The sequence below is a fragment of the Herbaspirillum rhizosphaerae genome, assembly GCF_001189965.1.
Taxonomy (GTDB): Bacteria; Pseudomonadota; Gammaproteobacteria; order Burkholderiales; family Burkholderiaceae_D; genus Herbaspirillum; species Herbaspirillum rhizosphaerae.
In genome coordinates, this window is the sequence record NZ_LFLU01000003.1 from 79435 (window position 1) to 100517 (window position 21083).

The 21083-nt window shown below is 59.7% G+C and carries 21 protein-coding genes and 1 riboswitch; of the genes, 13 read left to right on the plus strand and 8 right to left on the minus strand.

Annotated features, from left to right (window positions below; translation table 11 throughout):
• Positions 1-38: 38 nt before the first annotated feature.
• The 9 genes from AKL25_RS05805 to AKL25_RS05845 all read left to right on the plus strand — a co-directional run bounded on the left by AKL25_RS05805 (position 39) and on the right by AKL25_RS05845 (position 8864).
• Positions 39-1517: a sugar ABC transporter ATP-binding protein gene (locus AKL25_RS05805; protein ID WP_050476707.1), complete on the plus strand. Its 1479-nt coding sequence runs from the start codon at positions 39-41 to the stop codon at positions 1515-1517.
• Positions 1517-2500 (plus strand): ABC transporter permease, encoded by a 984-nt coding sequence (locus AKL25_RS05810; RefSeq protein ID WP_050476708.1) that lies wholly within the window; start codon positions 1517-1519, stop codon positions 2498-2500. The genes AKL25_RS05805 and AKL25_RS05810 overlap by 1 nt, the downstream gene beginning before the upstream one ends.
• Before the next feature lie 15 nt (positions 2501-2515).
• On the plus strand, positions 2516-3529 hold the full coding sequence (locus tag AKL25_RS05815; RefSeq protein ID WP_476729719.1) for a substrate-binding domain-containing protein: 1014 nt from the start codon (positions 2516-2518) through the stop codon (positions 3527-3529).
• Between the two features lie 19 nt (positions 3530-3548).
• Positions 3549-4313, plus strand: a complete 765-nt coding sequence (locus tag AKL25_RS05820) for a GolD/DthD family dehydrogenase (RefSeq protein WP_050476710.1) — start codon at positions 3549-3551, stop codon at positions 4311-4313.
• Between the two features lie 96 nt (positions 4314-4409).
• Positions 4410-5417, plus strand: a complete 1008-nt coding sequence (locus AKL25_RS05825) for a dihydroxyacetone kinase subunit DhaK (RefSeq protein WP_050476711.1) — start codon at positions 4410-4412, stop codon at positions 5415-5417.
• Positions 5414-6073 carry a dihydroxyacetone kinase subunit DhaL gene (dhaL, locus tag AKL25_RS05830; protein WP_050476712.1) on the plus strand — a complete coding sequence of 220 codons (660 nt, stop codon included), beginning with the start codon at positions 5414-5416 and terminating at the stop codon, positions 6071-6073. Before AKL25_RS05825 ends, dhaL begins: the two co-directional genes overlap by 4 nt.
• A 109-nt stretch (positions 6074-6182) precedes the next feature.
• The gene (locus tag AKL25_RS05835; protein ID WP_050476713.1) at positions 6183-7277 is read left to right on the plus strand and encodes an alcohol dehydrogenase catalytic domain-containing protein; all 1095 of its coding nucleotides are present in this window, start codon (positions 6183-6185) and stop codon (positions 7275-7277) included.
• A 226-nt stretch (positions 7278-7503) separates the two neighbouring features.
• Positions 7504-7662, plus strand: a riboswitch (FMN riboswitch).
• A gap of 84 nt (positions 7663-7746) precedes the next feature.
• On the plus strand, positions 7747-8262 hold the full coding sequence (locus AKL25_RS05840; protein ID WP_050476714.1) for a 6,7-dimethyl-8-ribityllumazine synthase: 516 nt from the start codon (positions 7747-7749) through the stop codon (positions 8260-8262).
• Positions 8263-8543: 281 nt separating this feature from the next.
• Positions 8544-8864 carry a hypothetical protein gene (locus AKL25_RS05845; protein ID WP_050476715.1) on the plus strand — a complete coding sequence of 107 codons (321 nt, stop codon included), beginning with the start codon at positions 8544-8546 and terminating at the stop codon, positions 8862-8864.
• 159 nt (positions 8865-9023) lie between these two features.
• Here the strand turns inward: AKL25_RS05845 and AKL25_RS05850 are convergent, their stop codons facing one another.
• Positions 9024-9626: a DUF2242 domain-containing protein gene (locus AKL25_RS05850; RefSeq protein ID WP_050476716.1), complete on the minus strand. Its 603-nt coding sequence runs from the start codon at positions 9624-9626 to the stop codon at positions 9024-9026.
• Between the two features lie 277 nt (positions 9627-9903).
• Between AKL25_RS05850 and AKL25_RS05855 the strand changes: the two genes are divergently transcribed.
• Together AKL25_RS05855 and AKL25_RS05860 are read left to right on the plus strand one after the other, a co-directional pair.
• Positions 9904-10944 carry an NAD(P)H-dependent flavin oxidoreductase gene (locus tag AKL25_RS05855; protein WP_050476717.1) on the plus strand — a complete coding sequence of 347 codons (1041 nt, stop codon included), beginning with the start codon at positions 9904-9906 and terminating at the stop codon, positions 10942-10944.
• Between the two features lie 295 nt (positions 10945-11239).
• Entirely contained in the window at positions 11240-11461 is a 222-nt protein-coding gene (locus AKL25_RS05860) for a hypothetical protein (protein ID WP_050476718.1), read from the plus strand.
• 2 nt (positions 11462-11463) lie between these two features.
• On the opposite strand, the gene AKL25_RS05865 is transcribed toward AKL25_RS05860, so the two are convergent.
• Positions 11464-11718 (minus strand): hypothetical protein, encoded by a 255-nt coding sequence (locus AKL25_RS05865; protein ID WP_050476966.1) that lies wholly within the window; start codon positions 11716-11718, stop codon positions 11464-11466.
• Between the two features lie 482 nt (positions 11719-12200).
• On the opposite strand from AKL25_RS05865, the gene AKL25_RS05870 reads away from it, so the two are divergent.
• Positions 12201-12602: a response regulator gene (locus tag AKL25_RS05870; RefSeq protein WP_050476719.1), complete on the plus strand. Its 402-nt coding sequence runs from the start codon at positions 12201-12203 to the stop codon at positions 12600-12602.
• Positions 12603-12676: 74 nt separating this feature from the next.
• Here the strand turns inward: AKL25_RS05870 and AKL25_RS05875 are convergent, their stop codons facing one another.
• Entirely contained in the window at positions 12677-12865 is a 189-nt protein-coding gene (locus AKL25_RS05875) for a hypothetical protein (protein ID WP_050476720.1), read from the minus strand.
• 1025 nt (positions 12866-13890) lie between these two features.
• Between AKL25_RS05875 and AKL25_RS05880 the strand changes: the two genes are divergently transcribed.
• Complete coding sequence (locus AKL25_RS05880; RefSeq protein WP_420840702.1) at positions 13891-15117, plus strand: NAD(P)/FAD-dependent oxidoreductase; 1227 nt, start codon at positions 13891-13893, stop codon at positions 15115-15117.
• A gap of 46 nt (positions 15118-15163) precedes the next feature.
• On the opposite strand, the gene AKL25_RS05885 is transcribed toward AKL25_RS05880, so the two are convergent.
• From AKL25_RS05885 to AKL25_RS05905, 5 genes are read right to left on the minus strand one after another with little or no spacing between them, the layout of a single operon-like run.
• Positions 15164-16945 carry an IlvD/Edd family dehydratase gene (locus tag AKL25_RS05885; RefSeq protein ID WP_050476722.1) on the minus strand — a complete coding sequence of 594 codons (1782 nt, stop codon included), beginning with the start codon at positions 16943-16945 and terminating at the stop codon, positions 15164-15166.
• Complete coding sequence (locus tag AKL25_RS05890; protein ID WP_050476723.1) at positions 16942-17826, minus strand: SMP-30/gluconolactonase/LRE family protein; 885 nt, start codon at positions 17824-17826, stop codon at positions 16942-16944. Before AKL25_RS05890 ends, AKL25_RS05885 begins: the two co-directional genes overlap by 4 nt.
• On the minus strand, positions 17823-18653 hold the full coding sequence (xylB, locus tag AKL25_RS05895) for a D-xylose 1-dehydrogenase (protein WP_240475653.1): 831 nt from the start codon (positions 18651-18653) through the stop codon (positions 17823-17825). The genes AKL25_RS05890 and xylB overlap by 4 nt, the downstream gene beginning before the upstream one ends.
• A complete protein-coding gene (locus AKL25_RS05900; RefSeq protein WP_050476968.1) occupies positions 18650-19858 on the minus strand; it encodes a fumarylacetoacetate hydrolase family protein in 1209 nt (402 codons plus the stop codon). Before AKL25_RS05900 ends, xylB begins: the two co-directional genes overlap by 4 nt.
• A gap of 50 nt (positions 19859-19908) precedes the next feature.
• Positions 19909-21075: a sugar ABC transporter permease gene (locus AKL25_RS05905; protein ID WP_050476724.1), complete on the minus strand. Its 1167-nt coding sequence runs from the start codon at positions 21073-21075 to the stop codon at positions 19909-19911.
• Between the last annotated feature and the right edge of the window lie 8 nt (positions 21076-21083).

Sequence of the window (21083 nt, forward strand, 5' to 3'; positions counted from 1 at the left end):
ATCTGTAAAGATCAAATGTTAATAGGTGGAGACAAATCGTGGCGACACTGCTTCTTGAGGCGAGCGGGGTAAAAAAATCCTTCCAGGGGATTCCCGCATTGACGGACGGGCGCCTGGCGCTGCGGCCGGGCAGTGTGCATGCCCTGTGCGGCGGCAACGGCGCCGGAAAATCTACCTTCCTGAATATCGTGATGGGCATGGTTCGTCGCGATGGCGGCGAGATTTTCATGCATGGCCGTCCGGTGGACTTTGCGACGCCGGCCGAGGCCTTGCAAAGCCGGATAGCCATGATTGCGCAAGAGCTTTCGCCGGTTCCGGGCATGACGGTTGCCGAAAATATCTACCTGGGGCGAGAGCCGCGAACAGGCGGAATCTGCGTCGATTTCAAGACCATGTTGCGGCAGGCGCAGGCCTTGCTGGAGCGTTTGCAGTTTCCCATCAACGCGCGCCTGCAGATGTCTTCCTTAAGCCTGGCGCAAATGCAACTGGTCGAAATCGCCAAGGCGTTCAGCCGCGATTGCGACGTCATGATCATGGACGAGCCGACCTCGGCGATCGGCGAGCGCGAGACGGAAGTGTTGTTCAACGCAATCCGCAGCCTTACTGCCCAGGGCACGGGAATTATCTATGTCTCCCATCGCTTGTCCGAGATATTCCAGATCGCCGATGACTACACGGTGTTTCGCGACGGCTGCTTTGTTGAAAGCGGACGCATCGCGGACATTGATCGCACCGCGCTGGTCGCCGCGATCGTCGGTCGCAAATTGCAGTCTTCTCCGCGCGCCTGCCGGACCGCGGGCAAGGCGATATTGGAAACCGAAAGCCTGAGCCGCAACGGCGAGTTCGCCGGCATTTCATTGCGCGTGCATGCCGGAGAAGTGTTGGGTATCTACGGTTTGATGGGGGCCGGGCGCAGTGAATATCTCAATTGCATCTACGGACTTACCAGGCCGGATGAGGGGACGGTCCGCTTGCAGGGGGCGCCGCTGCCGGTGGGCAATCCCGGCAGGAGCATCGCGTCGGGCATTTCGCTCGTCACCGAAGATCGCAAGGAAACCGGCCTGGTGCTCACGGCGTCGATACGCGACAACATCGCGTTGTCGGCTTACCGGCGCATGTCTCGTCTGGCCCTGATCGACCGGCAGCGCGTGAACCGTCTGGTCGGCGACATGGTGTGGCGCATCCGCATGAAAACCAGCTCCGTGAATCTGCCGGTGTCGTCAATGAGCGGCGGCAACCAGCAAAAGGTGGTGCTGGCGCGTTGCCTGTCGACCGAGCCCATATGCCTGATGTGCGATGAACCGACGCGCGGCATAGACGAGGGCGCCAAGCGCGAGGTCTATCAGCTCATCAACGAGTTTGCGGAAAACGGCGGCGCGGTGCTTCTGGTTTCGTCGGAGGCGCAGGAAATGCTGGACGTCAGCGACAGGATCGCCATTTTCAGGGCGGGCAGCGTGGTGGCCATGTTGGACGGACATACCTCAACCCAAGAAGAACTCTTACATTTGGCTTCGTGATGAATATCAAAACCTCTCCTGTCGTATTGCGCTCCTCGGCGCCGGCTTTCAATCTGCAGCAGTTTTATGCGCGCTACGGCATTCTGGCGGCGTTGATCGCACTGTGCATTTTCCTGTCGTTCAGCAACCAGTATTTCATGAGTTGGGGCAACTGGGCCGACATCCTTCGCCAGACTTCCATCAACGGTATTCTCGCCATCGGCATGACCTTTGTGGTGCTTACCGCCGGCATCGACCTGTCGGTGGGCGCAATACTCGCCATCGCCGGCATGGTAAGCGCCTGGATGATTGCCGGCGACGGCGCTCACGGTCTGACGGCGAGCTTGCTGGCAGGCCTCGGTGTCGGCGCATTGCTCGGCGCGGTCAATGGATTGTTGGTGGCGCGCCTGTCGGTGCCGCCGTTCGTCGCCACCCTGGGCATGCTCAGCGCCGCGCGCGGTTTGACCTACATCTACAACGACGGCATGCCGGTCTCGGACTTGCCCGACGATTTTCTGGCAATCGGCGCCGGCCATGTGTGGCAAGTCCCGGTACCCATCCTGATTTTTGCCGCAGTGATTGCGATCAGCTGGTTTGTCCTGCGCTACACCGTTTACGGTCGCTATATCTATGCTGTCGGCGGCAACCCCAAGAGCGCCAGGACCAGCGGCATCAGCACGCGCAAGGTGCTGTTCGCTGTGTATGTCGTCAGCGGCTTGCTGGCCGCTCTCGCCGGCATCTTATTGGCTGCGCGTACCACGGCTGCGTTGCCCCAGGCGGGAGTGTCCTATGAACTGGACGCTATCGCCGCAGTGGTGATCGGCGGCACCAGCCTGTCGGGCGGCACGGGGTCGCTGGGCGGCACGGTGGTGGGCGCCTTGCTCATCGGCGTGATCAACAACGGCCTCAACTTGCTCGGCGTTTCTTCCTACTACCAGCAAGTGATCAAGGGCGTGATCATTGTCGGCGCCGTATTGCTGGATGCCTCTCGCAAAAAACAGTAATTCGCCACAACATCTTTGGAGACCATCATGACTTCGTTCAAGAAAATTACCGTCCTGTGCGGACTGGGCCTGATCCTGTCCCAGTCCGTTCATGCGCAGGACAAGCCCTTGCGCATCGGCGCCGCCGTGTATGGCCTGAAGGGCGAGTTCATGCAGATGTGGAGTAACCAGCTCAAAGCGCATCCCTCAGTCAAAGACGGTTCGGTGCAGATCACCATCTTCGACGGCAACTACGATGCGCTCACGCAAAGCAATCAGTTCGACACCATGATCACGCAGAAATACGACGCCATCATTTTCGTGCCGATCGACCTTAAAGCCGGCGCCGCGCCTGTGCAAAAGGCGATCAAGGCCGGCATTCCGGTGATCGGATCCAATACCAGGGTGCTGGGCGATGTATTGACATCGTATGTCGGCAACGACGACGTGGTCGCCGGTCGCATGGAAGCCGAGACCTTGATGAAGGCGATCGGCGGCAAGGGCAATATCGTAATGATCGAAGGGCCCATCGGCCAGTCCGCGCAGATCGAGCGGGCTAAAGGCAATGATGAGGTTCTCGCCCAGTACAAGGACGTCAAGGTGCTGGCCCGCAAGACCGGAAATTGGTCGCGCGCCGAGTCCATGAGCCTGATGGAAAATTGGCTGACCGCCTATCCGGGCAAGATCAATGGCGTCATTGCCCAAAATGACGACGAAGCGCTGGGCGCCGTTCAGGCGATCAAATCCAAGGGTATCGACGTCAAAACCATTCCTGTCGTCGGCGTCGACGGTATTGCCGCGGCGATTCAGGCCGTCAAACGCGGCGAGATGACGACCAATTTCCAGGATGCTCAGGCGCAGGCGCAAGGCGCTTTGGACGTCGCGCTGCGCGCGCTCAAGGGCACGTCCTACCAACCGCGCTCGCCGATCTGGCGGGAATATGCTGCCATCATGCCGTGGGGCGACGGCACGGCCAAGTCGTACAGCGTGCCATGGACTGCAATCGTGCCGGCCAACGCCGACGCATTCCTGAAAAAAGTAAAGAAGTGATGATCCGGAAAGGTCTGCAATGAATGCATCAAAGCATGGATACGATTTCTCCGGACGCGTCGCCGTGGTGACCGGCGCCGCCGGCGGCATCGGGCTGGCGGCAAGCGAGTTGTTCGCGTCTTGCGGCGCACAGGTGGCGTTGCTGGATCGCCAGACGGAAGTGATGCAGGTAGCCGCGCGCCTGGCAGGTGGCGTCGACCGCCATCTTGGCTGCGTGCTTGACGTGACGGATGCCGACGCCATCGCCAAGGCCATCGGCCAGGTAAGGGCGCGCTACGGTCGCATCGACGTACTGGTCAATAACGCCGGCGTCGCCTTGCTGGAAGCGGCGGACAGTTTGTCGGAAGCCGCCTGGGACGCCACCATGGCGATCAATCTCAAAGCGCCATTCCTGCTGGCGCAGGCGGTGGCGCCGGTGATGCGGCGACAGGCTTATGGCCGCATTGTCAACCTCGCTTCTCAGGCCAGCGTGATCGGGCTCGAACGTCACGCAGCTTACTGTGCCAGCAAGGCCGGTCTGGTCGGCATGAGCAGGGTGTTGGCGCTGGAGTGGGCGAAAGACGGGATCACGGTCAATGCCGTATCGCCGACCGTGGTCGAAACGGCGCTCGGAAAACAAGCCTGGGCCGGCGCCGCGGGGCACGCGATGCGCGGGAAAATTCCCGTCGGCCGCTTCGCGCAGCCGGAGGAAATCGCGGCGCTGATCGCCTATCTCGCCAGCGAGCAGGCCGCCATGATCACCGGTGAAAACGTCGTCATCGACGGCGGTTATTCGGTGCAGTAGCAGTTGGCCTCGGGCCATGCTGTCAATTGTTATCGCCATCAGGGTCACAACCGTCGTCTCCGCCTCACGGTCTCACGGCAAGCATAAGGAAACGCAATGAATCGAGTCATCAATCATCCCGACATGGTGGTCGAGGATATGTTGCGCGGCATCGTCGCAGCGCACCCAGGATTATCGTTCTGTCCGCACAACCCGCGAGTGGTGCGTCATGGCGGAGCCGGCGCCAAGGGGCGTGTGGCGATCGTCACCGGCGGCGGCTCGGGTCATGAGCCCGCCTTCATCGGTTATGTCGGGCGCAACATGGTGGATGCGGTGGCGGTCGGCGAAGTTTTTTCTTCTCCGACGGCGAAGTCTTTCTTCGATGCGTTTCAGGCGGCCGACGGGGGCGCCGGCATTGCTTGTCTGTACGGGAATTACGCCGGCGACAACATGAACGTAAAAATGGCGATGAAAATGGCCGAGCGCGCCGACATCAATGTCAAGACCGTAGTCGCCAACGACGATGCCGCTTCGGCGCGTGCCGATGAAATGGGCAAACGCCGCGGCGTTGCCGGCGAGATATTGATGTGGAAGGTGGGCGGCGCCAAGGCGGCGCAGGCAGCCAGTCTGGACCAGGTCATCGCCGCGGCGCAAAAGGCCATCGACAACACGCGCTCGATCGGCATCGGTTTGTCTGCCTGCACCATTCCCGCCGTCGGCAAAGCCAACTTTGTCATCAAGCAAGGGGAAATGGAAGTCGGCATCGGGCACCATGGCGAGCCGGGCGTGCTGGTGCAAAGCGTGGTGCCCGCCAGAGACATGGCCAGGCTGATGCTGGATAAACTGCTGTTCGACCTGCCTTTCGCTCGCGGCGACAAGGTCGCGGTGCTGATTTCGGGGCTGGGTGCAACGCCGTTGATGGAGCAATATATTTTCTACGCGGACGTCGCCGATTATTTGCAGGAGGCCGGGATCGAAGTACGTCATTCGCTGGTCGGCAATCTGTTTACCTCGCTGGAGATGATGGGCATCACCTTGACGCTGATGCGCCTGGACGACGAGCTCGATCAATGCATGGCCTATCCCTGCGAATCCATCGGATTGACGATCGGAGCGCGACCATGAACGACAGCTTTGACATGACACAGGCGGATTGGGTAGTCGAAGACCTTGTGGGCGCGATTAACCGCAACCGCGAATATCTGAGCGAAATCGATGGCGCCATCGGCGATGGCGACCATGGAATCAACATGAGCAAGGGCTTCACCCAATGCGGTGAAAAACTGGCCCGGCACCGCGGCCGATCGCTGGCGAGCGCTTTCGAAGAGCTGTATCTGGTCTTGATGGAAGGTATAGGCGGTTCCATGGGACCCTTGTACGGCAGTTTCTTCATGGCCTTCGGCGAAGTTCTGGCGACGCGACAAATTCTGGACAAAGAACTTTTCTTTCGCGCCTTGTCGGATGCAATCGACGCGGTGCAAGCCATCGGCAATGCCAAAGTCGGCGACAAGACTTTGGTCGACACCCTGATTCCTGCGCGCGACGCCTATCGCCAGGCCTTGTCGCAGGGGCGCTCGTTTGCGCAATGTCTGAGGGCCATGACGGCGGCGGCGGAGGCCGGCATGCAATCCACCAAGGCGCTGCAGGCGCGCATCGGTCGCGCCAGTCGTCTGGGCGAACGTTCGATCGGCGTGCTGGATGCCGGCTCCTGTTCTTGCTTTCTGATCCTGCAAAGCATTGCCGGTTCTTTGCAAACGGAGTTGCCTGAAGCGCTTGACTGAACTTCTCCGTCCACCAGATCCGGACCGATGAAAGGGATCGCTTCGGCGACCGTTGTCGCCTTCATCGGCAAGGATGAGCGCGCAATTGTTGAATTGTTAAAGGGAAATCATGAGCCTCCATGAACAAGACATGTTGGCAGTCGTGTGCCATGCTCCGAAAGACTACCGGCTTCAACGCGTCAAGCGGCCAACTGCCGGCATCAATGAAGTGATCATCAAAATTGCCTCTTGCGGTATTTGCGCCGGCGACTGCAAATGCTACGCCGGGGCTGCCCGGTTCTGGGGCGACAAGGAAAAAAACAAACCGTCCTATGTCAAGCCGCCGGTGATTCCCGGGCATGAATTCTGGGGGCATGTGGTGGAACTCGGTCCCGGTGCAGAAACGTATCACGGCGTCGCACTGGGCGACCGGGTGATCGCCGAGCAAATCGTGCCTTGCCAGAAATGCCGCTATTGCAAAACCGGCTATCGATGGATGTGCGAAGTACATGACGTCTACGGCTTCCAGCGTCAGGTTGCGGAAGGCGGCATGGCCGACTATATGCGCTTGTCGGCACGCGCCGTGATTCATCAGATACCCACCCACATCGCATTTGAAGACGCCGCCATCACGGAGCCATTGTCTTGCGCCATTCATGCCGTCAATCGGGGCGACATACAGCTCGACGATGTGGTGGTTATTGCCGGCGCCGGTACGCTCGGACTATTGATGGTGCAAGTAGCTCGCCTGAAAACGCCGAAGAAGCTGATTGTTATCGATATGGTCGATGAGCGTCTTGAACTGGCCAGGATATTCGGCGCCGATGTCGTGATCAACCCGGCCCGGGAAGACGCGGAGAAAGTTGTGCGAAGTCTGACGGACAACTACGGTTGCGACGTCTACATCGAAACCACGGGCGCGCCGATCGGCGTCACACAAGGCCTGGACATGATTCGCAAGCTCGGACGTTTCGTCGAATTCAGCGTATTCGGCCGGGATACGACGGTCGACTGGTCCATCATCGGCGAGGAAAAGGAGCTGGACTTGCGAGGGGCGCACCTGAGCGCTGACTGTTATCCGATCGCGATTGATCTGCTGGCGCGCGGGCTGGTGACGTCCAAGGGAATTGTGACGCATAGTTTCACCTTGTCGGAGTGGGGCAAGGCCGTCAAGGTGGCCGATTCGATGGCGTCGATCAAGGTCTTGCTGAGACCTGAGGCCTGACGCGTTTGCGTGTCTGATAGAGATGCGAGAGAGCGACGGGATCGGATTGCCTTAGTTGTGGCCATAGATCGCAAAATTTATTCGGGATATTTTTTGTTTTTCACTTCAACACTCAGGAAGCAGAGGCGGGCAGGGCTGGAATCGTAGTGTGCTCTGCAGCATTTTCGCAATCGTGATAAATTTCCGTGTGGCGAAAATTTCGGAATTGTTTGAAATTTTCTGCACACGATGTTCTCGGGGCGGGGTGAAAATCCCCACCGGCGGTAATGTTGCAATGTTGTTGCGACGAGCCCGCGAGCGCTTGATGGACGCCAGTCCGTCAAGGTCAGCAGACCTGGTGCGATCCCAGGGCCGACGGTCATAGTCCGGATGAAAGAGAACGGAAACCTGCCGCGCGCATGCATGCTTGCATGCGCCTGCTCGTTCCCATGCGCCCTGTTTTTAGTCACCAAACAGGAGTCCTGAACAAATGCAACACGCAACAAACCATACCCATACCGCTCCCGCCAAAAATCGCATCGCCTTTATCCAGGCTTGCTGGCACAAGGAAATCGTCGATCAATGCCGCATCTCCTTCACGGCGGAAATCGCCAAGCTCGGTTTCCCGGAATCCAGCATCGATTTCTTCGAAGTCCCCGGGGCGTTTGAAATCCCTCTGCACGCCAAGCTGTTGGCCAAAACCGGCAAGTACGCCGGCATCGTCGCCTCCGGCCTGGTGGTTGACGGCGGCATCTACCGTCACGATTTCGTCGCCACGGCGGTGATCAATTCCTTGATGAACGTGCAGCTGGAAACCGAGGTGCCGGTGTTTTCCGCGGTGCTGACGCCGCATCATTTCCATTCGCATGGCGAGCATCAGCAGTTCTTCCATGAACATTTCGTGGTCAAGGGCCAGGAAGCCGCGCGCGCCTGCGCCGACACCGTCGGCAAGATCGCGCGTCTTGATGTAGGGCAAAACGTGACGCCAGTACTGAACGCGGCCTGATTGTTTCTTGAATGGCCGGGTAAGCGGCGGAGACGGGCATTGCGAAAGCAGTGCCCGTTTTTTTACGTCTGGAGCTTAAGCGAAGCTGGGAAATGTGAAGTCAGGTCAGGAATTTGTAGCATCTTGTTACAAGGCTTACCGGGTACTGACTGGTTATCGGGCTTGAATTGGATTTAAATAGAGTCAACAGTTTAACGAGTGTAGTTGGCCGCGCAGTCTGATCAGCGCGGATAGCTCGCTCACCACGAATACGCATCTTCAGATGCACCCAAGGAGCCATCGTGAAAAAATCCATTCTCTCCGTGACCGTCGTATCGGTTGGCATGCTCGCCGCAAGTTTGTTTGCGGCGCCGGCGATGGCCGCGCATGTCGGCGTCGGCATCAATATCGGCGTGCCGGTCTACGCACCGCCGCCGCCAGTCTATTACGCACCGGCTCCGGTCTATGCGCCACCGCCACCGGTTTATGTGCGTCCTGCACCGGTTTATGTCGCCCCTGCGCCCATCTATGTTGAGCGCGGCGGTTACTACCATCGTGGTTATGGCCCAGGCTATTACCGTCACGGTTATCGTCATCACGGCTATCATGACCGCCGTTGGTAATCAGGCTGATAATCAGACTGAGTTGCCCACACTTACCCACAAAAACTGTGGGTAAGTGTGTGAGCAAGTCGTGTGAAAGATGCTAAGTGATTGATTAAGTTGAACTTAGTTATCCCGCCTCAAAATCAGGCAGCAAGAGACAACATCGCGAAAGGAGTCCTATTTGGACTCCTTTTTTTCTGGCTGCGCGATGGGGCCATCCAATTGCGTCTTGGCAGCTTTGACCGCGTCGTCTTCTCCCGGATCCAGATAGCGTTCCACCGCGCCGAAGAAGCGATCATAGAAATGGCCGGAGCGGATGGTTTCGCTCGCAACCCGCACCAGCGAATCGTCGCTGGATCCGAATGGCATCGACACCGAACCCAGCACGCCAACGCCGAGACTGGCGGAGTTGTTGGTCTTTTTCAGCGCGTAGCGATCTTGCGTCGCACTGACAAACAGGGATGCATTGTGGTCCGCCTTGCCGTTGGGAGCGCAGACGATGTGGAAAGCGATTTCCACATGCTGGTCGGATTCCGGCTGGAAGCTCTTGGTGCCGTCGACGATATTGGCCTGCGCCTTGCTGATGATGTAGCCCTGACCCAGCAAGGCGCGGCGCGCGGCTTCGCAGACCGCATTGTCGCTGGCGCCGAAGCTGCGCGAATAAGTGTCGGTTTCGCTGAAGTCTTCCTGATGATAGAACGACGGTTTCGACGTCGAGCAGCCCGCCAGGCCGACGATCAGCAAAGCGGAAGCGGATAAGGAAGGAAGCAAGCGGTGCATGCCGGGAATCTCCACATGGTAGGTCAATGCTGCAATTGTAAATTATCGGCAAGGTCACAAGTCGAAGCAGAACGTAAGGATCGGTAACAAGTCAGCTCCTCGGCAACATCGTTTCGGACTCCCCGATATACTTGTCATTCGAATAGTGATGGCATGTGATGGCGTGACAACTTTCATTCGACGTGGCAAAGCGTACTTGAAAGACGCACTTAAGCGTTCTGAAACCTTCGTCATCACCTGTCCTCAGTATCCTCCCCACGAATAGACCGGAGAAGACATGGAATCGTTGCAGAAACTGCTAGGCATCAATTTACCGATCATTCAGGCGCCGATGGCCGGCGTGCAAGGGCATGCGCTGGTTACCGCGGTCTCCAACGCCGGCGGACTCGGTTCTCTGCCGTGCGCGATGCTCACTCCGGACGCCTTGCGCAAGGAGTTGACGCTGATCCACGCCGGCACCGACAAGCCGTACAACGTCAACTTCTTTGCCCATATCCCGCCTGAACCGGATGCCGTGCGCGAGGCCACCTGGCGCGCTGCACTGGCGCCGTATTACCGCGAGTTCGGCATCGATGCCGACGCCATTCCGACCGGTCCCGGCCGCGCACCATTCACCGAAGAAGCCGCCGAGCTGCTGAGCGAATTCAAGCCGGCGGTGGTCAGCTTCCATTTCGGCCTGCCCAATGCGGCGCTGCTGGCGCGCGTGCGCAGTTGGGGAGCGAAAGTCTTGTCCACCGCGACTACCGTGGCGGAAGCCCGTTGGCTGGAACAGCAGGGCGTCGACGCCATCATTGCGCAAGGTCTGGAGGCGGGCGGGCATCGCGGCTTTTTCCTGTCGCACGATATTTCCACGCAGCTCGGCACCTTTGCCTTGCTGCCGCAGATCGCGCGCTCGGTAAAGGTCCCGGTCATTGCGACCGGCGGCATTGTCGACGCTGAAGGCGTCGCTGCCGCCAAACTGCTGGGCGCGGCAGGCGTGCAAATCGGCACCGCCTACATGCTGACGCCTGAAGCGACCACCAGCGCCATTCATCGCGCGGTGCTCAAGAGCGATGCGGTGGAACACACCGCGCTGACCAATTTGTTCACCGGCGGGCCGGCGCGCGGCGTGGTCAATCGCCTCATGCGCGAGCTCGGTTCGCTGAGCCCGGCTGCACCGGCTTTTCCGCTGGCGACTTCCGCCATTGCGCCATTGCGCAGCAAGGCGGAGAGCCAGGGCAGCGGAGATTTTTCGCCCTTATGGTCGGGACAGAACGCACGCGGTTGTAAAGAGATTCCTGCTGCCGAGTTGACGCATGCCTTGATGGCCAGGTGGTAAAGCGCGGCGGCAGGCTGCATTCCTCGCTGAGGACCTGGACTTGCTGAATAAATTGACCGGGATCAGGCCGATGCAAGAAATTCCCTTGAAACTTCAAAATTATTCATTTCAGTTGCGGAATAAAGTGTAATGTTTATTGCGTGATATCAATATACTGTACTGAATGCGAGTCACAAGCTTGAAAGAATTGATGCATAGTATGCTGTCGGAGTCTCATGTTATATTTCCGCCTGGAAATTAATAATGCGCTCAGATGGCAGTCAGATTCAAACAACCGACGAGCTAAAAGATAGCGATGGACAAAATAAAGAAAGCGGAGCTGGAGCGGATCCGCAGGGAGTTGATCAATGCGCATAATCGTGCGGCCTGGCACATGGCGGCGACGATTATCAAGGCATCTCTGGTCAAAGGAGGGATGGATGAACCTCCGACTGCCAGAGAGTTGGCTGATCTGAACGCCACGATTACCAACTTGCGCAGCGTTGCCGAAGACGCCATTGAGCTGTTGAAGAAGTAGTTCTACTTCAGACCCTGTCCCGAGAACATCAGTACTTTATTGCCGGCGTATTGCACGCTGACGGAGCTGTCTTTGTCGCGCCATGTACAGCTCGACATGCCCAGTGCTCCAGAACAATCAGCGGGTTTTCCCAACAATTTTTCAACTTCCTCCTTGGGCATGCCTGCAGATAATTTCGAATAATTTTCTTGGTTAATTTTGCTGCACGCCGCTAGCAACAAACAGAAAGACAGTAAGACGGGAAACCGCAGCGACATGTGAAACTCCTGAAGTGAGAAGGGGATAACTGCCAACGAGAATTTTAGAAGAGTGCAGGTCTTTCTTGTTCCTCGCTAAAAAGCGATTCTTCAGCGCATACATGGGGTGTCATGTCAGCGGCTTTGCAGCCGCAGACGACAGCTCATTCGCCTCCGGTGCGAAGCGCAGGCATGAAGCTTGCGCTGGTTCATCAAGGAGAAGGTGTTTGATTCAGCGATGACGGATATTGCTATACAAAAATACTTTGGAAGTTTCGCTATATAACTTAGGAACGTCTCGCTAATTAGCGATGTCTTTAGAGCATAGGCGAGATATTCGTTATTTTTCTTATGATTGTCGGTATTTTTTATTAAAAACAATCTTTAAATTGTTGGTTTGCGGCAAAATATTGAAATAATTCGAGGTGCCTTAAAATACCAAGAATAGAAAAAATTAACTATTCGCTCTCACACTTAACTCGCAAGATACCCGATTACCCAAAATGGCAGATGACCAATATTTCCTGGTAGTGGATGACTTTTCCACAATGCGGCGCATTGTTACCGGTTTGCTCAAGGAGCTTGAGTTCACCAAGATGGCCGAAGCCGAAGACGGCTCGGCGGCGATGAAGATTCTGGAAGCCGGCGCGGCGTCGATCACTTTTGTGTTGACCGACTGGAACATGCCGGTGATGGACGGTCTGGCTTTGCTCAAGAAGATTCGCGCAACGCCATCGCTGGCGCATTTGCCGGTGCTGATGATCACTGCCGAAGCAAAGAAGGAAAATATCGTTGAAGCGGCGCAAGCCGGTGCGGACGGCTATATCGTCAAGCCGTTCAATGCGGCGACGCTGAAAGAAAAGATCGAGAAGATTTTGTCGCGACGTGCAAGTATGGCGGGCTGACCGCCATCCGGACGCGCCGGCAGGAAAGCGCGTCCCTGTTTTTCAGCAGGTGCTGCCGGAAAACCTGGTTGGACTCAGCTGGAAATGGAGAAGTAGGCGCGAATGTCGCCCGGCGTCCATGATTTGACAACGACGCCATCGAGCAGCACACGATATTCGCTGTGCTGCGCGCCACCCGCAACCTCGACCGTGCGGCTCTGAAGCAAATACTCAACATTGTTGATGATGGTCGGCAGTTCAACGCAATCGTGACCGTCAGGCATTCTGTAACTCTCCCTTGAATAACAAAATCGTAGCACGAAGCAGATGTCGGGCGCAGGTCAACTTGTGTAAATCGGGTGAAATATTTTCGTTTCGTTGCCGTGCTGCTTGAGACATCAACAACAAATGTGCAACCTGGCAACTGAATCTGCACATTTCATTGTCATTGAGATCATCTGCGGCATGGCTGGCGCTGCTCGGCTGTTCCGTCATCATGCCGACTCGGCGTAAAAATCAGAAGCGCAAAGTTTTCATCTGTGCAGAGGTTTTTTGAGGGCATGCCAAGCATGCGCTTGCGACTTCTTCCGGGTCATTTTCTTTGCAAAACTTTTCAGCGTTTTACGCCGCGCTGACGAACTTCTCCCGCGCTTCTTTTTATACTCGCTTCCATACACGAAACGTTGCGTCTCTCGACGCGATGAAGTCGTGTCGATCAGACGCGAGGAAGAGCATGATGACCTTCGATTGGCTCTTGCATGTGTTGGCGATATTGGCGGTGGGGGTGCTGCCGGCAGTCCTGTGGGTGGTGGCAAACCAGGATTTGAGCAGATAGGCGCTTGCGGCATCCGGATACGGAAAGACAAAGCGCAGCGCCGGGTGGGAAACGCGGCGTCATTTTTCAGCAGGAGCAGTCATGAAGCATTTTCAGCAAATCGCATTGACCGTTGTCGCAGGCATCGGCCTGATACTTGTGATGGGAACACTGTTGCTTATCGCCGCAACGGAACCGATCTATCCCTTCAGCACGTAAGGTTTGTTTGCCTCAGCCCGCCGGCAATCGGCAGGCTTGGTTTTCCGGGACATGGCGCCTCCGGGGAGCGGCAACAATGCCTGGCAGGGATCCTGCTTGTTGCCGGGGATCGCTGTAAGATGTGTGCCTGCATGCAATATGCTGACACCTCCCGGCCGCTCAGAAAACCGATCAAATCTCATGTCTCTTACTTCGTCACCTTCGTCCGGTCATTCGTCGTCACCGTCTTCAGTCCCTCGCCGCGTCGTCATCATCGGCGCCGGCGCCATCGGCGCGATGAGCGCATTGCACGCACTCGATCAGGGTTTGCAAGTCACCATCGTCGACCCGGGCAAGCCCGGCGGCGAGCATGCATCGAGCTACGGTAATGCCGGATGGCTGTCGTCGCATTCCATCTTGCCGCCATCCGAACCAGGCGTCTGGAAGAAGGTGCCGGGTTTCCTGCTCGATCCCTTGGGGCCGCTGTCGATACGCTGGCGCTATCTGCCGCGCACCTTGCCATGGCTGCTGCGCTATCTGATTGCCGGCTCGACGGAGGCGCGCATCACCGGGACGGCCAAGGCCTTGCGCACGCTGCTGGCCGGTGCTGCGCCCTTGCATCGGCAGATTGCGGACAAGGCCGGCGTCGGAGAACTGATTGAGCTCACCGGCTTGTTGCACGTCTACCGTTCGCGCCAGCACTTTGAAAGCGACGCGCGAGGCTGGCGCATCCGCCGTGAATTAGGCATAGGGTGGGAAGAGTTGGAGGCGAACGAGTTGCGTAGGCGCGAGCCTGACCTGGATCCCGGTTACGGATTCGGCGTCTTCATCCATGAAGCCGGACATTGCCGCAACCCCGGCGCGTATATCGCCGCCCTGGTCCAGCATGCCTGCGACCGCGGCGCACGCCTGCGCGCGGTCAAGGCGACGGGATTCCGTTTTGCCGGCGACCGTCTGGCCGCAGTGCAAACCGAAGAGGGCGAGATCGTCTGCGACGCCGCCGTGATCGCCGCCGGCGCGCAGGCAAAAATGCTGGCCGCACAAGCGGGCGACAAGGTGCCGCTGGAAACCGAACGCGGCTATCACGCCATGGTGGAAGATCCGGAAGGCCGTCCGCGCACGCCGATGATGATCATGGACCGCAAGGTGATCGCCACGCAGACTGAGCTCGGTTTGCGCGTGGCGGGGCAGGTCGAGATCGCCTCCTTCGAGGCTGAGCCCGATTGGCGTCGTGCCGAGATCATGCGCGACCTTGCCCTGCAACTCTTTCCTGCATTGCCGCGCGACCTGCCGGCCAGCCGCGTGCGCTACTGGCTGGGGCGGCGTCCCAGTATGCCCGACGGTTTGCCCTGCATCGGTCCGTCGACGCGCAGTACGGACGTGATCCACGCCTTCGGCCACGGCCATATCGGACTCGGCACATCGGCGAGAACCGGCCGCCTGGTCGCTCAGTTATTGACAGGGCAGGCTGCAGAAATCGATCTGGCGCCGTTCAGCGCGCAGCGCTTCCAGATGAAGAAGTGAATCAGCAGGCCGGCCCCGATGATGCTCATCCGGGGCCGGCAGCTGCTTAGTGGTTATGACGCGGCAAGACCTTCGCCACGCCCTGATACTTGACCGCCAGTTCCATGCACGCGCCGGTTTCCAACTGGCCGACGGTGCTGCGATAAATCTCCTGCCACGGCGTCTGGCTTGGCGGCACGGCAGGGATGCCTTCCGCCTTGCGCTTGGTCAGCTCATCATCACTGATCAGCATGTCGCAACGTCCGCTGTTGAGGTCGATACGCACCTTGTCGCCATCGCGCAAATACGCCAGACCGCCACCGACGGCGCTTTCCGGCGATGCATTGAGGATGGATGGGCTATCCGAAGTGCCTGACTGGCGACCGTCGCCCAGCGTCGGCAGCGTGGTGATGCCACGGCGCAGCAGCGCATCAGGCGGTTGCATGTTGACCACTTCTGCCGATCCCGGCCAGCCGACCGGACCCGCGCCGCGAATCACCAGGATGGTGTTTTCATCGATGCCCAATGCCGGATCGTTGATGCGCGCATGGTAATCGTCGGAACCGTCGAACACCGCCGCCTTGCATTCGAAGATGCCTTCGCTGCCCGGCGTGTTCAGGTAGCGCTCGCGGAAGGTATCCGAGATGACGCTGGTTTTCATGATCGCGAAATCGAACAGATTGCCCTTCAACACCAGGAAGCCGGCGCGTTCGCGCAGCGGCGCTTCAAAACGGAACACCACTTCACGGTCGTGGCTCTCGCGGCCTTCCAGGTTTTGCACCATGGTCTTGCCGGTGACGGTGAGGCGGTCGGAACGCAGCTTGCCGGCCTGTTGCAATTCCCACATGATGGCCGGCACGCCGCCGGCGCGGTGGAAACGCTCGCCCAGATATTTGCCGGCCGGCTGCATGTTGAGCAGTAGCGGCACGTCGTAGCCGTATTCCATCCAGTCGTCGGAATGCAGCTCCACACCCGCGTGGCGCGCCATCGCCATGATATGCGGCTGCGCGTTGGTCGAGCCGCCGATGGCGGCATTGACCACGATCGCATCGAGGAAGGCCTCGCGCGTCAGGATCGCCGACGGACGCAGGTCTTCGTGCGCCATGCCGACGATGCGGCGACCGGTTTCGTAGGCCATCTGGCCGCGCTCGCGATACGGCGCAGGAATCGCGGAGCAACCGGTCAGCGACATGCCGAGCGCTTCGGCCATGGCGTTCATGGTGGAGGCCGTGCCCATGGTGTTGCAGTGGCCGGAAGAAGGGGCCGACGCCGCCGCGATCTCCAGGAATTTTTCATTGTCGATGAGGCCTGCCGACAACTGGCGGCGGCCCTTCCAGATCGCCGCGCCGGAGCCGACCAGTTCGCCGTCCATCCAGCCGTCGAGCATCGGTCCGCCCGACAGCACGATGGCAGGGATGTCCACGGTGGACGCCGCCATGATCTGCGCCGGCGTGGTCTTGTCGCAGCCGGTCGTCAGGACCACCGCATCGATAGGGTAGCCGTGCAGGATTTCCACCAGGCCGAGATAAGACAGATTGCGGTCGATCGCTGCAGTGGGGCGGCGGCAGTTTTCAAAAATCGGATGCAGCGGGAACTCCATCGGGATGCCGCCCGCATCGCGGATGCCGTCGCGCACGCGGCGCGCCAGTTCGAGGTGGATGCGGTTGCACGGGCTGATGTCGCTGCCGCTCTGCGCGATGCCGATGATCGGCCGGCCGGAACGCAATTCTTCGGCGGTGATGCCGTAGTTCATGAAGCGCTCGAGGTAGAGCGCGGTCATGTCGATATGGTCGGGATTGTCGAACCAGTCCTGGGAGCGGAACCGGCGGGGTGTCTGTTGATTCTTCACTTCTTTGCCTCTGTTGATAGGTGATGTTGAGCCAGGCCCGGCGTGTCGGCGATGAAGGAAAACAGTCCTCCTGCAAGCGGCTGCCTTCTCCGCTCTTCAGGCGACAATCCTTTCCATGCCGTTGTGACATGGACCGTCCGCAAATCGTTGCCGCCAAAGACCAGTTTGGTCACATTGGCGCAAGGGAAGGGGATCACTCCCGCCAGCTCTCCGGCAGGCGAGAAGCGCTCAATGCGCCACCCGCCGAACAAGGCGACCCAGAGAAAACCCTCGGCATCGACCGCCATGCCATCGGGATAGCCGCTGCCTTCGATATGTACGAACGGACGCTTGCGTGACAATGTTCCTGCAGCGTCGACATCGAAAGCATATACCGTTCGCTGCAATGTGTCCGTGTGATAGAGCGTTTTCCCATCGGGACTCATGGCCGGGCCGTTGGTGATGACGTAGCCGCGATCCTGCGCCTGCGGCGCGAGCGATCGTTCCCAGCGATACAGCACGCCGCTAGGGCGACGCTCGTCATTGTCCATCGTGCCGAACCAGAGCCGTCCCCGGCTGTCGACGAAACCGTCGTTGAGGCGATTGCCGGGCAAGTGTTGTTCAACCGGCTGGATCAGCGAGAAGTCGCCGCTGTCCGGGTTGAACCGATAGAGACCGCCTTGCAGTCCGCAGACAAAACCGCCGTCGTCGCCGGGCACGATGAAGCCCGGCGCATGCGGCGTCTCCCAGCTTTGGCGCCGGGTGCCGTCGGCGGCACAGCGATGGATCGCCTTGCCCTTGATGTCGACGAAGTAGAGCGCCTGGTCCCGGGCATGCCAGATCGGGCCTTCGCCCAGTTCGGCGCCGGCCAGCCAGATGCAGACGGGGGCCGCGTCAGTCATGCGCCATACCAGCCGGCATCGACGAAGTAGTCGCGGCCGGAACATTTCGCCGCGCTGTCGGAGGCCAGGAACAGCGCCAGCGCAGCGACGTCGTGCGGCTCCACGCGCTCGTACAGGCATTGCGCCGCGAGGATCTTGGCTTCTTCTTCCGGGCTGTGCCACAGGCGCATCTGGCGCGGCGTACGGACCGCGCCGGGGATGATGCAGTTGACCCGGATGCCGTGCGGGCCGAGGTCGCGTGCCAGGCCGCGCGTGAGGCCTTCGATCGCCGCCTTGGCCGTCATGTACAAGGTCAGGCTGGGCAAGGCCAGATGCCAGGAAATCGAACCGAAGTTGAGGATCACGCCGCGGCCTTGCTCGCGCATGCCCGGCGTCACCGCCTGCGCGCAGAAGAACTGATGGCGCAGGTTGACCGCCATGCGCTCGTCCCAATACGCCGGGCTGACGTCGGCGATCTTGTGGCGGTCGTCGTTGGCGGCGTTGTTGATCAGGATGTCGACCGTGCCGGCCATTTTTTCGATGCCGATGAAGGTTGCTGCCAGCGCATCCAGATCGAGCAGGTCGCAATGCAGGAAGGTCGGCGGCAGTGCAGAATGCTTCAGCGATTCTTCCAGCGCGCGCGATTCTTCCAGCGCAATATCGAGGAAGAACACCTGCGCCCCTTGTCCGGCGAAGGCTTCCACCAGCGCGGCGCCGATGCCGGTGCCGCCGCCGGTGATGACGACCCGTTTGCCGGCCAGGCTACGATAAATGGCGTGCTCGAAGGGGGCCGATGCGCCAGATGCTGTCGGCGCGGTCGCGAGGGCGGCCGATGGTGATGCTGTCATGCTGCTGTTCTCCTTGAGGATGGCACTGAATCTGTCAGGCCGCGGCCGGCCAGATAACGATAGAGCGAGCGAATGCCGAAGGTCCAGGGGGCGATGGCATCGCTGCGTTGCACGTGATTGACGAGCGCGCCCAGCGCCGGGCTGGCGATGGTGACGCGGTCGCCCAGATGATGGGTAAAGCCGGCGCCGGGAGCGTCGCGGTCCTTGATCGGCGAAAACATGGTGCCGAGGAACAGCATGAAGCCGTCCGGATACTGATGATGGGCGCCGCAGGTCTGCCGCACCAGGTCGAGCGGGTCGCGGCTGATCTCGCGCATGAAGCTGACGCCGTCGAGACGGAAGCCGTCATCGCCTTCGATGCGCAAGGAGACTTCGGCCTGGCGCACCGTATCGATCGTGAAGCCCTCGTCGAACAGGCGGATGAAGGGACCGACGGCGCACGAGCCGTTGTTGTCCTTGGCCTTGCCCAGCAGCAGCGCACTGCGACCTTCGATGTCGCGCAGGTTGACGTCGTTGCCCAGCGTCGCACCGACCGCTTCGCCGCAGCTGTTGACGGCCAGCACGATTTCGGGTTCGGGGTTGTTCCATTGCGAAGCCGGATGCAGGCCAATGTCGGCGCCCAGTCCCAGCGCCGACATTGCCTGCGCTTTCGAGAACACTTCCGCATCGGGGCCGATGCCGACTTCCATGTATTGCGACCAGGCATCGCGTTTGACGAGTTCCTGCTTCAGCCTGGCAGCGGCTTCCGAACCGGGACGGATGGAAGACAGATCGGCGCCGATGCTGGCCTGCAATTCCTTGCGCAAGGTCTCGGCGCGCGTGGCATCGCCGGCAGCTTTTTCTTCGATCACGCGTTCCAGCATGCTGACCGCGAAGGTCACGCCACAGGCCTTGATGGGCTGGATGTCGCAGGGCGCGAGCAGCAGCGGCCGGCTGGTGTCGTGCTGGGTGTGGAGCGCATGATGAACCAGATCAAGCGCGCTGCCCAGCGCTTCACCGGGAGCGTGGCGCGCGATGTGCAGCAGGTCTTCTGCATCGAGCAGGTCGGCTACCGTCGGCGCGGCGGCGGTAATATCGAATACCTGGCCGCGGCGCACGGCGACCACGCAGGGACCGTTGATCTTGCTGTTTCTCCAGACGCGGCCGATCAGCAGTGCGTCGGCCAGATCGGCGGGCAAGGCGGCGTGGGCTGGTATTGCTTGCATGATCGCTTGCATGAGCTTCCTCTTTTCAGAATGGATTGGAAACAGGTCGCTCAACGGCCCGAACGGGTGCTGACGTCGACCCACACCGCCAGCATCAGGATGCTGCCCTTGACGATCATCTGCCAGTAGGTGCCGACGTCGAGCATCGACATGCCGTTGTCCAGGCTCGCCATCACCAGCGCGCCGATCAGTGCGCCGTAGATGGTGCCCGAGCCGCCGCGCATGGAAGTGCCGCCGATGAAACAGGCCGCGATGGCGTCGAGTTCGCCCATGCTGCCCGACGACGGCGAGCCCGCCGCCAGGCGCGCCGTATTCACGAGGCCGGCGAGCGCGCACATCACGCCCATGATGCCGAACACCCACAGCTTCACCGACTGCACGTTGACGCCCGACAGCCGCGTCGCCTCCATGTTGCTGCCGACCGAATAAATGCGGCGGCCGAACACCGTCTGCGTTGTGATGTAGCTGAACAAACCGAGCAAGGCCAGCAGCAGCAAGACCGGCACCGGGATGCCGTCATAGCTGTTGAGCGTGCGCACGAAGGCCAGCAGCACGGCGCCGATGATCAGCACCTTCACCGCGTCGCGCCACAGCGCATGCACCGGCAGTGAGTGACGGATGCGATTGGCGCGCTGACGCCAGGTCAAGGCCAGGGCAAGGACGAACAGCACGATCACCAGCGCCACGCCCAGTTGCTGCGGCAGATAGCCTTGTCCCAGATAGACCAGTTCGCTGGACACCGGCGCAATTGTCAGGCCGCCCGTCACGCCCAGCAGCACGCCGCGAAACGCCAGCATGCCGCCCAGGCCGACAATGAAAGAGGGGATGCGCATGTATGCCGTCAGGTAGCCGTTGAACAACCCCAGCGCGAGGCCGCACAGCAAGACCAGCGCCAGATTGATCGGCAGCGGCAGGTGATAGGTGACGTCCATGATTGCAGCGATGCCGCCCAGCAGGCCGAGCAGGGAGCCGACCGACAGATCGATCTCGCCGGCGATGATCACCAGCACCATGCCGCAGGCGAGGATGCCGGTCACCGACATCTGGCGCAGCAGATTGGAGAGATTGCGCGGCGTCACGAATCCGCCTTCGGTCTTCCAGCTGAAGAAGGCCCAGATGATGGCGATGGCGATGAGCAGCGCCATGATTTTGTAGCGGCTGAAGAGCTGCTTGATGTTGGTCGAGTTGATCGAACTGATCGAGTTAAGCGAGTTCATACGAATTG

What these genes read in the sequence shown, in the direction of transcription:
- AKL25_RS05835 (WP_050476713.1), top strand. Translation starts at nt 6,183, where the DNA reads ATGAGCCTCCATGAACAAGACATGTTGGCAGTCGTGTGCCATGCTCCG.
- AKL25_RS05880 (WP_420840702.1), top strand. Translation starts at nt 13,891, where the DNA reads ATGAGCGCATTGCACGCACTCGATCAGGGTTTGCAAGTCACCATCGTC.
- xylB (WP_240475653.1), bottom strand. Translation starts at nt 18,653, where the DNA reads ATGACAGCATCACCATCGGCCGCCCTCGCGACCGCGCCGACAGCATCT.
- AKL25_RS05900 (WP_050476968.1), bottom strand. Translation starts at nt 19,858, where the DNA reads ATGCAAGCAATACCAGCCCACGCCGCCTTGCCCGCCGATCTGGCCGAC.
- AKL25_RS05825 (WP_050476711.1), top strand. Translation starts at nt 4,410, where the DNA reads ATGAATCGAGTCATCAATCATCCCGACATGGTGGTCGAGGATATGTTG.
- AKL25_RS05810 (WP_050476708.1), top strand. Translation starts at nt 1,517, where the DNA reads ATGAATATCAAAACCTCTCCTGTCGTATTGCGCTCCTCGGCGCCGGCT.
- AKL25_RS05890 (WP_050476723.1), bottom strand. Translation starts at nt 17,826, where the DNA reads ATGACTGACGCGGCCCCCGTCTGCATCTGGCTGGCCGGCGCCGAACTG.
- AKL25_RS05860 (WP_050476718.1), top strand. Translation starts at nt 11,240, where the DNA reads ATGGACAAAATAAAGAAAGCGGAGCTGGAGCGGATCCGCAGGGAGTTG.
- AKL25_RS05865 (WP_050476966.1), bottom strand. Translation starts at nt 11,718, where the DNA reads ATGTCGCTGCGGTTTCCCGTCTTACTGTCTTTCTGTTTGTTGCTAGCG.
- AKL25_RS05820 (WP_050476710.1), top strand. Translation starts at nt 3,549, where the DNA reads ATGAATGCATCAAAGCATGGATACGATTTCTCCGGACGCGTCGCCGTG.
- AKL25_RS05840 (WP_050476714.1), top strand. Translation starts at nt 7,747, where the DNA reads ATGCAACACGCAACAAACCATACCCATACCGCTCCCGCCAAAAATCGC.
- AKL25_RS05875 (WP_050476720.1), bottom strand. Translation starts at nt 12,865, where the DNA reads ATGCCTGACGGTCACGATTGCGTTGAACTGCCGACCATCATCAACAAT.
- dhaL (WP_050476712.1), top strand. Translation starts at nt 5,414, where the DNA reads ATGAACGACAGCTTTGACATGACACAGGCGGATTGGGTAGTCGAAGAC.
- AKL25_RS05850 (WP_050476716.1), bottom strand. Translation starts at nt 9,626, where the DNA reads ATGCACCGCTTGCTTCCTTCCTTATCCGCTTCCGCTTTGCTGATCGTC.
- AKL25_RS05855 (WP_050476717.1), top strand. Translation starts at nt 9,904, where the DNA reads ATGGAATCGTTGCAGAAACTGCTAGGCATCAATTTACCGATCATTCAG.
- AKL25_RS05870 (WP_050476719.1), top strand. Translation starts at nt 12,201, where the DNA reads ATGGCAGATGACCAATATTTCCTGGTAGTGGATGACTTTTCCACAATG.
- AKL25_RS05905 (WP_050476724.1), bottom strand. Translation starts at nt 21,075, where the DNA reads ATGAACTCGCTTAACTCGATCAGTTCGATCAACTCGACCAACATCAAG.